The sequence below is a fragment of the Alkalibacter mobilis genome, from assembly GCF_015594845.1.
GTDB lineage: Bacteria > Bacillota > Clostridia > Eubacteriales > Alkalibacteraceae > Alkalibacter > Alkalibacter mobilis.
In genome coordinates this window covers 1-14,340 of record NZ_JADNRK010000037.1, presented here as the reverse complement: position 1 = coordinate 14,340, position 14,340 = coordinate 1, and the positions used below count along the sequence as shown (strand labels likewise).

At 35.1% G+C, this 14,340-nt stretch carries 14 protein-coding genes; 5 read left to right on the top strand and 9 right to left on the bottom strand.

Annotated features, from left to right (window positions below; all coding sequences use genetic code 11):
• Positions 1 to 122: 122 nt before the first annotated feature.
• Complete coding sequence (locus tag IWB18_RS11700) at positions 123 to 704, bottom strand: uroporphyrinogen decarboxylase/cobalamine-independent methonine synthase family protein (protein ID WP_195683804.1); 582 nt, start codon at positions 702 to 704, stop codon at positions 123 to 125.
• Between the two features lie 406 nt (positions 705 to 1,110).
• On the opposite strand from IWB18_RS11700, the gene IWB18_RS11695 reads away from it, so the two are divergent.
• Positions 1,111 to 1,914 (top strand): MerR family transcriptional regulator, encoded by an 804-nt coding sequence (locus tag IWB18_RS11695; RefSeq protein WP_195683803.1) that lies wholly within the window; start codon positions 1,111 to 1,113, stop codon positions 1,912 to 1,914.
• Positions 1,915 to 2,214: 300 nt separating this feature from the next.
• Entirely contained in the window at positions 2,215 to 2,985 is a 771-nt protein-coding gene (locus tag IWB18_RS11690) for a recombinase family protein (RefSeq protein ID WP_195683802.1), read from the top strand.
• On the opposite strand, the gene IWB18_RS11685 is transcribed toward IWB18_RS11690, so the two are convergent.
• The 6 genes from IWB18_RS11685 to IWB18_RS11660 all read right to left on the bottom strand — a co-directional run bounded on the left by IWB18_RS11685 (position 2,887) and on the right by IWB18_RS11660 (position 9,279).
• Positions 2,887 to 3,111, bottom strand: coding sequence for a hypothetical protein (locus IWB18_RS11685; protein ID WP_195683801.1), 225 nt, complete (start codon positions 3,109 to 3,111; stop codon positions 2,887 to 2,889). The two genes, IWB18_RS11690 and IWB18_RS11685, sit on opposite strands and share 99 nt — an antisense overlap.
• 198 nt (positions 3,112 to 3,309) lie before the next feature.
• A complete protein-coding gene (locus IWB18_RS11680) occupies positions 3,310 to 4,416 on the bottom strand; it encodes a uroporphyrinogen decarboxylase family protein (protein ID WP_195683800.1) in 1,107 nt (368 codons plus the stop codon).
• Between the two features lie 120 nt (positions 4,417 to 4,536).
• Positions 4,537 to 5,157, bottom strand: a complete 621-nt coding sequence (locus IWB18_RS11675; protein ID WP_195683799.1) for a corrinoid protein — start codon at positions 5,155 to 5,157, stop codon at positions 4,537 to 4,539.
• Between the two features lie 42 nt (positions 5,158 to 5,199).
• Positions 5,200 to 6,003 carry a methyltetrahydrofolate cobalamin methyltransferase gene (locus IWB18_RS11670; RefSeq protein WP_195683798.1) on the bottom strand — a complete coding sequence of 268 codons (804 nt, stop codon included), beginning with the start codon at positions 6,001 to 6,003 and terminating at the stop codon, positions 5,200 to 5,202.
• 179 nt (positions 6,004 to 6,182) lie between these two features.
• Positions 6,183 to 7,370: an MFS transporter gene (locus IWB18_RS11665; protein WP_195683797.1), complete on the bottom strand. Its 1,188-nt coding sequence runs from the start codon at positions 7,368 to 7,370 to the stop codon at positions 6,183 to 6,185.
• Positions 7,371 to 7,812: 442 nt separating this feature from the next.
• Positions 7,813 to 9,279 carry an SLC13 family permease gene (locus IWB18_RS11660; protein ID WP_195683796.1) on the bottom strand — a complete coding sequence of 489 codons (1,467 nt, stop codon included), beginning with the start codon at positions 9,277 to 9,279 and terminating at the stop codon, positions 7,813 to 7,815.
• 352 nt (positions 9,280 to 9,631) lie between these two features.
• On the opposite strand from IWB18_RS11660, the gene IWB18_RS11655 reads away from it, so the two are divergent.
• Positions 9,632 to 10,294: a TetR/AcrR family transcriptional regulator gene (locus IWB18_RS11655; RefSeq protein WP_195683795.1), complete on the top strand. Its 663-nt coding sequence runs from the start codon at positions 9,632 to 9,634 to the stop codon at positions 10,292 to 10,294.
• Between the two features lie 404 nt (positions 10,295 to 10,698).
• On the opposite strand, the gene IWB18_RS12675 is transcribed toward IWB18_RS11655, so the two are convergent.
• Both IWB18_RS12675 and IWB18_RS12740 read right to left on the bottom strand, forming a co-directional pair.
• Positions 10,699 to 10,824: a hypothetical protein gene (locus IWB18_RS12675; protein WP_269747937.1), complete on the bottom strand. Its 126-nt coding sequence runs from the start codon at positions 10,822 to 10,824 to the stop codon at positions 10,699 to 10,701.
• Between the two features lie 13 nt (positions 10,825 to 10,837).
• On the bottom strand, positions 10,838 to 11,992 hold the full coding sequence (locus IWB18_RS12740; protein WP_195683794.1) for a uroporphyrinogen decarboxylase family protein: 1,155 nt from the start codon (positions 11,990 to 11,992) through the stop codon (positions 10,838 to 10,840).
• Positions 11,993 to 12,510: 518 nt separating this feature from the next.
• Between IWB18_RS12740 and IWB18_RS11645 the strand changes: the two genes are divergently transcribed.
• Entirely contained in the window at positions 12,511 to 13,440 is a 930-nt protein-coding gene (locus IWB18_RS11645; protein WP_195683793.1) for a LysR family transcriptional regulator, read from the top strand.
• Between the two features lie 327 nt (positions 13,441 to 13,767).
• Complete coding sequence (locus IWB18_RS11640) at positions 13,768 to 14,217, top strand: MerR family transcriptional regulator (protein WP_195683792.1); 450 nt, start codon at positions 13,768 to 13,770, stop codon at positions 14,215 to 14,217.
• Positions 14,218 to 14,340 lie beyond the last annotated feature (123 nt).

The following is a 14,340-nucleotide window of genomic DNA, read 5'->3' as shown; positions in this document are numbered from 1 at the left end:
TCAACAGAAAGTTTATCATCACTCAGATTAAAGTGGCATAGTTTGTGTCCAGAACTGGCCTAGTTTGTGGCGAGTTCTGGACTAGTCGTGATGTCTGAAAATGGCCTGCTTTATTTTACCAGTTACAGCAGTGCTCGCCAAACACTAGGTTGCATGAACAATCCTTGATGATTTCCATAATCGTCATGCATTATGATAATATCTGGGTTATAGTAATCAATCATTCTTTCAAATAGTCTTATCTTATGGTCCGCTACTGCACTAAAAAACGCACTGCATGCCTCTGGCTCTTCCATTAGTGCAATCAACACATCAGTAAAATCCATAACGCTAAATAATCGTTCAAACATACCAAATAAATTTCTTAATGAGCTCATTTTTCTATCTCTGTCCCAGTTTGCAGTATCCTTTTTCACATAATATTCCCAATCAAGTTTGTCTAAATTTGGAAATACAATATTATCCTCCCAAGTAGTAATGTCAGAAAACAAATGAAACCCAGGAGTCGGATTTGCTGCATTCACTGACGGCTCAAATGTCCAACTTTGATCAAACCAGTCTTTATTGATTCCTGCGACTTCTGGCCTTTCATTAATAAAGTTTTGACCATGGGGATAACATAAATCAAAATCTTCCTTCAGTGGCATAAACTCCGGCTGCTTGTGTTCAAATACTAACTGAAGATTTTCTTTTGGTGTAATCATAAATTTCCTCGCTTTCAACATACATAAATTTCATTACATTTCTTAATCTCTAACATTTGATAATGCTTAACGCCTCCTCACATAAATAATCGTTAGAAAATTCTCTGCATAGATTATAAAATTTCAAGTTTTTCAGAACACTTAGAAATATTAATCGAAACTGATTTTTAAATCTTTTTATAAATCTATGCGATTTCACAATATTAATTCTAATGTATCAAATAGGTTGAATGTCAAACGATTTGCTTGCTTATTGTAAAATAGCTAATACTTTCTTTTTTCTGCTGTTATTTCTCGATTTGATCAGTAAATAGTATTCTCAATATAAAAAAGTATATTTTTTGTGATACAATGGAGTAAATTATCAAGTTAAAAGATTAAAACTATATGAAGGTTTGTGTGATCAATGAAATATAAAATATCAGATCTTGCAAAAATATTTGATGTGACTACTGAAACTATTCGTCATTATGAAAGTAAAGGCTTACTTCAATCATTTAGAGATGAAAACAATAATTATCGTTTGTTCGATGATTGGGATATATTCGATTTAAGTGATTATTTGAATTTGAAAAAGTGTGGATTCACTTTATTGGAAAGTAAGTTGATATTTGAAAGTAATTCGTCCGAGATTTTAACTGATAAGCTGAACAACAAAATGCAAGAGTTGAGCCAAACGATCCATGAGAAGACCGTTTTGTTGGACTGGTTACATTATCGCCGCAAAACTATTAAACATGCTTCTTTAAATATTGGACAAATAATTGTTGATGACTTACCAGCAATTTTTATAATCCCAACCAGTTTAAGCACAGGTGATAAATTGGGTGAATATCAACCTGAGATATCTACGATGATCAATTACGAATCTCTCAGTCCATTTATTATGCCTATTCTTAAAACTAATTTCGAAAGAATTCAAAAAAATGATAATACCATAGAACGCGGGATAGCAATTCAACAAAAGTATGTGGAAGCAATGCGATTAAAGATACCGGAAAATGCCTTCTTCATCCCCCAGCAAACATATGTTACTTATACAATCGAAACAAATAGCACAGATTCTATACCTTACTTGTTGGAACCTTTGATAAATTATTCTCAGAAAAATATGTCGACTACTAATTTTGAAATTTATGGTTGTTTTCTCGCTCGTTTTCGATCAGATACTGAACACTTAAGGATTATTCAATTTATGTTGCCTGTTTAGAAACATTAAGTATGAATCAAGTTGGAATATCCAAATAATGAAAATCTGAAGGATTCTTAGTGGAATTGAGAAAAAAATTCTATAAATTTTTTGAAGTTTTATTCAGAATTCAGCTCTTAAATTCACTTAGTTGCACACCCTAAAGACAAATGCACACCCCCTACCCTCTAATCGTTGAACATTAGACGCAGGTGTGTGCATTTTATCAATTTATAATACTTCTTCCAAGAAGAATCAAGAAATATTTCTACGAATGTCCAATGGGGACAGCGAAAACGCTTCGCTGACGGGAAAGTCAGCATGCCCTACAAACGGTTTCTTGGTTACGAAAAAGGTGAAGATGGTGAACCACAAATCGTAGAAAGTGAAGCTCAAATTATCCGCTTGATTTACCGACTGTTCATGGAGGGAAAAACCTCTTCGGCTATCGCCAAATACCTAACTGACCAATCCATCCTCACCCCTGGTGGAAAGGATCGCTGGCTGCCCGCCACAGTAAATTCCATTCTGAAAAACGAAAAATACAAAGGTGATGCCCTACTACAGAAAAAATTCACTGTGGACTTTCTAACTAAAAAAATGAAAGTCAACGAAGGCGAGATACCCCAATATTATGTAGAGAATAGCCATCCTGCAATTATTGATCCAGAAGAGTTTGACGCGGTACAAGTAGAAATAGCCCGACGCAAACAACTCGGCAGACCAAGTGCTTGTCAAAGCCCGATATCTACTAAGCTGGTATGCGCCGATTGCGGAGGCTACTTTGGCTCCAAAGTCTGGAGCTCCAACACAAAATACCGTAAGACCATCTGGCAATGTAACGACAAATACAAAGGTGCTACAAAATGCACTACTCCCCACGTAACTGAAGATGAGATACAAGAAAAATTCGTCACAGCTTTTAACTCCATCTTACACTACCGTCAGGAACTTATTGACAACTGCCGCCTTGCCCAAAAGAACCTTTGTGACTTATCTGATATCGATAAAGAACTCGACGAACTCCACCAAGAAATGGAGATTGTTGTCATATCTATTGTAGCCAAGTTCTTCATCGAGTTCAGCTTCTAAAAGCGTTTCAACACCTTGCTTTAACATTTCTTTCAACATGCTCTGAAGATCCACAACTCCATCGATTTCATTTTCTTCCATCAGTTGCTTTGTAAGTTTGGCAATTTCACTACTTTTTCTTTTCATAAAAAAATCCTCCACTTCTATAATTAATTTTATATCATTAATTATTTCCATGGAAGATTTTTAAATTTTACACAGATTTTGTTACACTACCATGTATGCGTTAGCAGTCATTTCAAATCTTCGGTTGACACAGCATTGATATGTTGCGAAATCTTTTGTTTTATTTCATTGTCCTATTGACGGGTAGCAGTTCATTCCTTATTTTATACGGTCTTGGTCTCTTTCGGACTGAGGTAGAGCACTACTTGCCATCGTGTTCACCACATTCAAAAGTGCTTCTTCTCCCTCGCTCTCCCCAATGTTGCGCTGGCCCCCAGGAAGGCCGGCATACTCCATTGACACCTTAACGAATTCCTGTGTCATGATTTCAGAAATTTCGTCGCCAAAAGGCTGCATCCAAGGCATATAATGACCGCCTTTCATATTTGACTCAATAGAGCTACGAACAAACGCACGAGCATCACTAATATCAATGAGTCCGCAATCACAAGATGTTAGTATTTTTTGAAAATCCAAAATTGTATGGAATTCCAACTTGCCGTTCGTTATATCCTTCAAAGACATAATATCATTGATATCTTGTCCTTGCCATGCGTCTACACCGATCTCAACTAAGTCAGGTACCACTCTTTCAATTTTACCGCAGCTATGGTATTCCATAAAAATATCCAACTCATGAAGTTTGTCGGTTGCCCGCTTCAAGTGGGGCTTCATGAGCGTACGCCATGTTTCAGGTGAAAAGAATAAATCATTCTGTGTTCCAATATCATCATGATACATTATCACATCCGGATTATAATATTTTTTAATCTTATCCAACAGTTTGCAGCGCCAATCCATAAAAGCAGTAAAGAATGCGTCACATTCTTCAGGATCGCTGAGCAACGCCATTAAGGATTGCTCGAAGCCCATAAGAGCATGTAGACGCTCGAAAGGGCCCATGGTCAAACTGAAATATATCAACTTTTGGCTTCTATCTACTTGGTCCAGACCACTATTTTTTGCGGCTGCTTCAAAATCAAAACTGTCTAAATCAGGAAACTTCACTACTTCTTGCCAATCTGAAACGTCCTCTAGTATAAAATTTACTCGAGGATCTGGAATTACCACCCCCATACTAGAGTCTTTGACCCACTCCACGCCAAACCAATCTTTGCCATAATCCAACGTATTTTTAACACGATCACATAAACCGGTCATATCGTGGCTGACCATATGAAATCCTGTAAGATCAGGTAGTGTTTTACCACTAGTGTATTCATGTTGATAAAATTTGATCCATTGTTCTTTTGGTGTCATTGTCATTTTTTTTCCTCCTTATTCTATGATGTTTCTTCATTTAAGCTTTATCATTTTTAGTTATGCTGCATTGTCGACATTTTATAAAATACATTAGCAATTTGATATTTCGATGTCTTTCTGTAGTTATGCTTTGATCAGTTCTTTTGCCTTGGTAACAGCGCTACCAGCATCAGGAGCGTATCCATCTGCCTTGATCTCTGCTGCGTACTCAGGTGTTACAGGTGCTCCACCTACCATTACTGTGAATCCTGCTTCCTTAAGTGCCAATGAAGTCTGCTTAAGTGCAGGCATTGTAGTTGTAAGAAGGCCCGATGCTGCCACTACTACTGCGTTGTTCTCTTTTGCAACTTCTACAAATTTCTCTGCAGGTACGTCTACTCCAAGGTCGATCATTGTAAATCCTGCGCTCTCAAGCATCATGCTTACCAAGTTCTTTCCTATATCGTGAAGGTCTCCAGCTACTGTTCCGATAACGCATGTTCCCAAAGATGAAGAAGAGTCTCCTGCAAGTAGAGGCTTAAGTACGTCTACACCCTTGCTCATTGCCTTTGCTGCTATAAGCATCTCAGGTACGAATATTTCGCCTGTTGAGAACTTGTCTCCAACTACTCCCATTGATTCGATCATTGCGTCAAGTATTTCTTTTGGCTGTGCGCCTTCGTCCAGTGCCTCTTGAACCAAACCTGCTACCAATTTAGTTTTACCTTTTGCTACCATTTCCTTTACTTCTTGAATTTTTGACATTTATGTTTCCTCCTCTTAATAGTGTTTTGTTTATAGTAAAACTTACTTCTTAACTCCAAATATGCCTTCTCTGTATGCGCCGATGTACTCCATGCAGTACTCATCTTCTCCAAGCATACACTCTGTTGCGTAGATCATTCCCATAAGGTTTTTGTCTGTAGGATCCAGTATTGCGCTGTCCAGTCCCGCTTTCATTGCCAGTACTGTAAAGGCCTGGTTGACGATCTTTCTAGCGGGCAGATTAAAGGAAATGTTGCTTACTGCTCCGGTAACATGGATGGTTGGGTACATTCTTTTGATTTCAGAAATCACAGTCTCTACCATTTTGATTCCGTCTTCTGATGTACAAAGCATTTCGATCAATGGATCGATGTGGAATCTTGAAGGATCGATGTTGTATTCTTTGGCTTTGGCCATAAGATTTTCAAAGACTTCCAATCTTTTTTCAGCAGTCTGGGGTATTCCTGTGTCGTCGTTTAAAAGAGCTGCGATCTCCCATTTTGTGTCAGCTATAACTGGAAATACGTTTTCAATTTTCTTGCCTTCCAAAGATACTGAGTTGAAAAGACCTGGCTTGTTGCAAAACTTCATGGACTCCAGACAAGTCATTTCGTTGGGGCTGTCTACGGCGATGGGTGTGTCTGTAACTTCCTGTACCAGGTCGATCAACCATTTCATGGTTTCCAGTTCGATGTCGTCGTCTACGGATGCACACACGTCAATGAAGGTTGCGCCGGCTTCCGTTTGAATTTTTGCCAGATTTCGGATGAAATCGGCATCCTTCGCGGCGATGGCTCTTGCCACTGAAGGAATGGATCCGTTGATTTTTTCTCCAATGATAATCAATATTCGTTTCCCCTTTTAATTGGCAATTTATAGTTTTTTATATAGATTCTTGCTTTATTTTGATCACAAACCTCGTTTGTTTCTATAGCATCTAAATAAATGCGTAGTGTATTCAATGTTTTATATCCATTTGTAGTAAATATTCTTAATCCCAGCATATCGCAATGATATTATCATTTTTATGCAGCTTCAGAATTATGCTTAACAGACTTATTACTCAATTTTACAAACCACCAAATTGTCGCAATTATCAGAAAACCAAATATACTGATGATCATAGGAAATCTTGGACTTGCATTTCCACTGATTTCTGCAATTAATTTTAAATAGTAGCCAGATACAAATGCTGAAATATTCGCTAAGCCCGTCAGCCAACCAGCAGCTTTTGCAAAACCATTTCCTGATGCTAACAATCCAAACTCGATATATATAGCGGGCAATATCAAAGTATGACCAAATCCAATAAAGAAGCTACCAACTAATAATAGTAATAAGCTATTACCAAAGAACACAATACCTGATCCCATCGCTGCAAATACTGCTGCAGTAGGAATTACGTGTTTACCTAAAATCTTGGAAACTTGGCCAAAAATCAAGCCTGCAACCATACCCCCGATAGTGTATAAAGAAAGTACTGTACCTGCAGATGCAGCATTCCCAAGATTTTCACTTATAATTATCGTAGATGTATTTAGGAATAATGGATATACAAAAAGCATTGTAAAAGCAAATGCAATACAAATTAGAAATACACTCTTAGGCAATCTTCCAGAAGATTTTTGATTAGTCTCTTCTAAATTCTCGGTTATATTCTCCGGTTCCGGTAAGAAGAATAGTACAAGTATCAAAGTCAGAACAGCTAGTAGATAGGTCAGCCAAGTAAATCTGACATTATATGTAGTAAGTATTCCAGCTACCATCTGAAACAGGACACCACCTGCTGACATGATAACGGCACCAATCCCCAACAAATTCGCCCTTTGTTTTCCCGTAAATAGTCTCACTACCATCGTGCTGGCAAGTGGAGATACCATTCCCAAGCCAACACCGAAAACACACCTAGAAACAAGTATCGCAGTAAAGTTTTTTAAAAAATAGGGTGCTACTCCAGCTACAATAAATAGACTAATGGCTACGATCAGCAAAGTCTTAAACTTGACCTTAGATCCGGCAATTTGACCAGTAATAATCGTAGCCGGAATTACAAATATTGATGGTAATGTTGATATAAGAAGTACTGTTGTAAAAGGAATTTCGGAAAATGATTGGGCTATATTTTGTAAAGATGGATTTACTGCTGTTTTCCCTTGAAGTAAAAAGTAAATCGACAGAACGGCTAATACAGTAGTGATATGATTTTTTTTCATTTTTATCGCTCCTCTAATATTTGTTTATACTTGTTAGCAAATAAAACGATAGCAAATGGATGTTAAACAATATATTTATTCCCCCTCTTATTGCGAATAGCTACCTACATTCTAAACAGCTTTGTCGACTTTCAATGGCAACTTAAAAAGTTTTGTGTAAATTTTCGCAATATTTATTTCTTTCAATAGCAACAGTAATTAAACTTAATTTATTACTTAAACAATCTCAAACAAATATTTTTAGGGTTGTTTCATATTCGATCTCTCCTTTTTATCATTTTCGTTAATTGGCTTATTTTATTGATTTCGTATATTTATACTTATTAACGATATTGTAATTATAGTTGAGTTTTAATTTATTGTCAACATATTCACTTGCAAAATTTTAATGATCCTTCCGAAACCTTATATAATAATGATCAAATAATATTTACGAAATGTATTATAAGTAAATTGACATCCCAATTAGCGGGGCAACTAACATGCTTATAGCTGGATACACCAATGCGATTAGCACCAACACCAAACTTCCGGGAACAAGAGAATCTTTAGTGTCCCACCAACCATATTCTTTAGTGACCAACATATTAACATTGAGCATTAGAACAAAAAACATTGACCCAGCGAGGATTGCTGGAAATAGTATTACTGAAGGATTATAACCTAGCGAAACACAAATTGGAGCAGCTACTCCAATAACTAAAGCCATCACAGCAATAGCACCATTGACTAATACATTAACCAAGACTCCCATTAATATTGCAGCAACAACTGAGAATAAGTAAGGATTTAGTCCGCTTAAAGCAGGTGCAATTACAATAGAGAAAACTTTTGAAAGCCCTGTTGAGCTGAATAATAAACCGAAAACGCTTAAGAAAAATATTACGAAAAGGATTGTCAAAGGGATTCTGTTAAATACCTCTTTAGCTGGAACCGTCCCAACAATCGGTAGCAACGTAATTATCGCACAAAACAAAGGAATAACCGTGCCGTGGCCTCCTAGGATCATCGCAATGACCATGCCCATCATCGTAATTATCCACCGGATTTCAGACCCGGACAAACCGCCTAGATCTTTAAGACGTTCTTCATAAAACTTTTCCGGCAAAGAATCCTTAACGTCATTGTTTTTTAACTTATTTGTCCACACGTAAATCAGAGACATAGGAATGCAAATTACTAAGAATGAAACTGATCCCATAATTGCCCATTGATAATAAGTAATTGTAAACTCACCACCCGTTGCTCCTTCTAATAGCATTATTCCATACATGTTCCCAGCTGGGGACGAACTAATTAGAATTGCTCCACCAACAAATGAAGCCATTGAAATAACAGTGAACAAAACCCTCCCTAGCTTTGATTCTCCAGGAACTTCGTTCATAGTAATCAATAAGTTATTACATATACTCCCCATCAATATGAGAGTAGCTGTATTAGAAATAAATCCTGATAATACTGCTGTTATCAACCCAATAGTTACAACCATAGTTATTGGGTTTTTTCCTAACTTTTTTAAAATAATCAATGCAACTCTTCTACCAATCGGTGTTGTTTCGGCACCAGCCGCTACTATCATCATCGCAAACATCATTACGAATATTGAGTTACCCGATACAGACTGAAATGTAGCCCAATCCCAAAACTCAAGCCAGTATCCTACTACAACCATCAGCATTGAGGATACTAACAGTGACCATGGATTAATAATCAGAACTGCGATAACAGCAAGAAAAAATCCTAGAGCCAGACCTGCTTTCTCACCGTATTCTTGCCAAGGCAATTTTGAACCCAGTAAGACAAGAACTATAGCTAAAAAAATCGCAATAACCATTCGCTTTGAAAACGGTACCAACGTGTCATTACCTTTAATGTCTAGTAGCTGAAATTCCCTTTTAATCTTCTCCAAAACAATACCCTCCTTAAAAGTTTTTCATCCCCTAACCTTAAATGAATTATTTTCTTATATTTTTTTCTATAAGCACCTCCACAAATTTTTAGTTAATCTCTTGAACAACTTAATGGGCTATTTCTTTAATACAGCTTATTTTACGATATTGTTTTTTTGTATGTTTTATAGATTTCTTTTATCTTACTATATTAACGATTTTGAGTCAATCGGTTTTTTTACAATTTCAGCTTTACAGAGGCGTACAAACTATATTTCGTTAATCTGAGCTACTTAAAGATTTTTAACTATTGATTTTTACTTTACATTATTATAAAATTGAATAGAATAAATATGAAACTAGGTGCATAAAATGAAAAAAACTCGATATCCAAAGGGGATTGAGACACAACACCAAATTGTAGAAGCCGCTAAACATCTTTTTTATTTGAATGGCTATGAAAAAACTACAATGACTGAAATCTGCAAAAAAATCGATATCAAAGGTGGTACTCTAACATATTACTTTCCAAAAAAGAAAGACATCGTTTCTAAGATTTACCAAGATTTAAATCAAAATATAAGGGATAATTTATATGATACGAGCATGGGTATTCTAAGATATATTACACGTGGAACGTTCGTAATATATCTATCTTTTCTGCAAAACGAAAAAACAATTCGATTTCACAGTGAAGTATTGCATAACGAATCTGTTAGAGACTACGTTGGACAACTCCCATTTATACTTTATCATCAATTGAATGAAGAACTAAAACTTGGTTTAGGCAAGGAGGCTTTAGCCGACGCTGGAATTGCAGATTTAGGCATTCGCCGAGAATTTATGTTGAATTTTTTGGAAGAACATCAAAATGGTATAATTCCCCGATCAGAAATATTTGCTTATTGCGATAAAATCTTGATTTTATTTGGAAGAATATTTACAGTTCCCGAAATGATCATGAAAAACGAAATAGAAATTGCTCATGAATTCATCGATAAAAATGATATCTCAGACATTCACTTTCTGTTGTGAATGCTTCATCTCCTGATAGAATCCTCTATTTGTATTTATTTAGATTAAAAATTATTTTTTCAGGCAGATTGAATTAACAGAGTGGTGTGGGACAAAATAGTTGCTTAAGTTTAACATTTGACTTTCCGGCATGGGTTGTCTTATCAATTTAAGATTCTTTTTTATGAAAATAAACCCTCTTAATATTAATCTTTAGAGGGTTTATTTTCATATGTTGGAGAAAGTATTTTACCAAAATTATTAGTGGTATCGAATTATAGTATGATGAAATTTACCCAGCATCCATCATGTAATTAGTCTTAAATCTTCTCCAGTTTTAATGAAGGGCATTCGACTCCAATATATCATGGGCGGAAACACCGAGTAATGCAATGTCAGGTTAAACGTGCACAAACTTTTAAGTTTTATGATAATCCTATGGAATATACCATTAAACAAACAAACGCATTGATTTGTTCTTTGTCTGTCAATTGCAATACCTCTCGAGCAACTCTTTCAAGTGTTTCTCTGTTTGAAACTTTTTCACTCATTAATCTCACCTCTCTATTTTTTATATCCGTAATCATTAATGCAGTCCGCAACAGCTTTTAAGTTTTCTGGTTTTGCGTCACCTGGGAAACACAGTGGTGAATCATTCGCAATAAAGTATCCGCCCCCGGGACCTAAATCATCAATTAAACTTTTGACATGGTCAATGCACTCATCTTTTGTACCATATCTCAATAATTTAGTCGATAAACCACCAGCTACTGCCATCGTACCCCCAAGATTTTTCTTAACGAGTCTGATGTCATCTTCTTCAAACAATCCTACTATCCCATTTTTAGGCAATTCGTTTAATTGGTCGTGTAGATGTGTATAATTTTTTTCAAAAGCCATAAGAATATTGTGCCCTTGACCAATGATTCCTTCAGTTAAAATTTTAAATGAAGGCATGTAAACCTTTTCAAAGTCTTTGGGCTTTATGAACGCAGGAAGATGCATCGGAACTAAGATTGCCTTATCTTCACTTGGTGGAGTCATCGCACACATGGACAATATGCTTTCCACCAAGGCAAGTCCAGCATCTCTTAATAATTCAGGACATCTTCGTATATCAGAACTAATTCCTGTAAAATTTCTAAAAACGTCCATAATAAAATCTATGGGATTGAAATACCATGCTGCACTTGCTAACAAAGGAATTCCATTTTTTTCATATGAGTTAAAATACTCCCCAAATGCAAAGTTGATGGACAAAACTTCTTTCATCTTTTCAAATCTTTCTTCTGGGTCTTCAATATTAAGAATTTGAAATCTTCTTGGCAACACAGTTTCTAAAAGATAATTCATAGGATCTTTAATTAACTGAGGATATTCTTCTGGACTCAAAATATTAACCGAAGCCGGGTTAATTTGCTTAATCCCATTCACTACTACATGAGAACCACCACCAAGTGATTTAAGTAAAGGTGCTGTAAAAACATTATTTGGGAAATACATTGCTCCTGCAACGTCAAATTGCAATTCCTCGTGAAATTTTATGTTAAGCTCTTCAGCTTTTTCGTAGCTGTTTACGTCATTAATATCTATTCCAAAATAAGTTGGTACATAAGTATCTGCTATTACCATGAAAGGAACTTTATCTGTTTCTTCTCTTCGTATTGTTTTTATGATTCTCTCTTTTTTTTGCTTTAAATTACTCTCAACAGCTCTCACTCTAGATCACCCATTCCTGCTATATTTGTAAATCTACTGATAAATCTTCACACTATTCTAAAAAAACTAATTAAAAATCAATTGCAAAATGTTTATCAACAGCAGTCACTATCACCACTAAGTTGAACTCTCATTCTTTAGAAAGGTTTAATAGTAACCTCTCACACAACACAATAACTTATTTTTCTATACAATCCACCACATAAAGATCCCCCCTTTAACTGGTTTAATACATCATTCCTTGTAAATTCATAATAAATCTTAGTTTTGCAAACGTCCATTATCTTTTATTAATGAATCATTAACCTAACGGTTAATGAACACAAGAGGCACAACTTTGAAAGAATTACTTAATTACAAAGAAATACATCTCCTCACGAAACCTATTAAAGAAATAGAAATATTCGGTCCCTACCATTACTTCATAAGATAATATTTTAAAAGCTTTTCAGAGGATTAAAAAATGTCTTGACATCAATGATATAATAAAAAAAATACTATCTTAGCAGGTGAGTAAATTGAATATTTTGCAAATGCAGCAGTTTCGAGTGATCGCAAGAAATGAAAGTATCTCAAAAGCAGCAGAAGAATTGTTTATCTCTCCCCCCGCACTCAGCAAAGTATTACGAAAAATTGAGGAGGAGCTTAATTGTAATTTGTTTATTAGAAATGGTAGAAACATTAATTTGAACGATAACGGTAAAAAGTTATTAGAACATATTGACGTAATTTTAAATAATTATGAGCTAATCTTCCAATACTTCAATTCGATTGAAAAAAATATTACAAACCCTATAAGGCTTTGTAATATAGGTGGAAATATGCTCGACCAAATATTACTTCGATTCACTCAAAAGTATCCAGACATATCTATCAAAATAGAAATTACTTCATTCAAAAAATCTCTAGATTTGTTACTTAACAAAGAGGCAGACGTGATCTTTACGGATAACTTTAATCTCAATAAAATTAGAAATGCACTTGAAGATAACGAGATTATTTCAGTATTTTTATTGAAAAACCAGCTGTTTGTTTCAGCTCCTTATGATAGTGCTGATGCAAATAGAAAAGAAATTAGATTGAAAGAATTAGAAAATGAAAAGCTCATTAGAGTATCACCTGAGGACCCAAAAGGTATTGCACATGATGAATATGTACATTACATTTCTCAAATACAACAAGTGAAATTAAATTTCATACAAAGTTATCCATATGCTTACTTTGAGAAAATTACGATAAATTCTCCATTCCTGTCTATTGGAGATACACTCCATATATCTTATTACTTACAAGCCTCCAAATTGAGAAATCTTATTAAAATAATCAATGATGACTCAGAGCAAGAAATTTATTTATGCTATCGAAGTAATGACAAAAACTCTAAAGTGTTGGTTGAATACTTGAAAAACCAATTTTACACAATATTTCCAAATTCTAGAGACATATAACTTGGCAATCTATTGAATCAACAAGCATTTAAAAATTTGTTATATCTCCGGTATTAATTGTAATGGCATATAAATTACTCACAACAAACTCTTTTGCGATTTATTACTTCCTATTTAAACTTGAACGAATGACTAATCCTAGGATTATAGCCGACTTTAAGTCGGATACGGTTAAACTCATAAAAGAACAAATCACTTACACCCAGACATCAAATTCTTACAGACTTTATCAAGTCATTCGTTTACAATTTTCTAACTTCATTAATAATAAAGCCTGAGTGATTTTAAAATGAGTCTAAAGTTACTTTAAGGGATGTGATTTAAAAAATGGAATTAACGATAGGCCAGGTTTCAGAATTGTTAGGTTTATCCACTGAGGCAATACGATTCTATGAACAACAAAATATTGTTCTGCCTCGAAGAAAAGAGCATAGTAAATATAGGTACTACGATGCATGGAATATGTTTGATTTGTTTGAGTGTCTTAGTTACAGAAATATGAATTTTTCGCTTAAAGAAATAAACCGAGTAATGAAAAAAGAAGGCCTCGATTTTTTAAAGAAACAGGTTGATTTGAAATGCATTGAGATTGAACAGAATCTATTAAAAAGTCAGTTGTTGCTAAATTGCATGGAAGAGTTCAAAGAAAGGCTAGAAACAGCTATATATAATGTCGGGAAATATTGGATTAAAAAAACTCCTGAACTTCAATGCATATTGATTACAAGAAGAAATCTATCTAAATATGAAAATATTGATTGTGAGGATGAAGTGTAAGCGGTCAATAATCGCATGTAAACAATAAAACAAGCGGCCGGTTCATCAGAAGGCCGCCATCATGTCATCTATTATTTTTTTACGGCACAAGCCGCTTGTATTGAACTATTCCAAGGAAGCAAA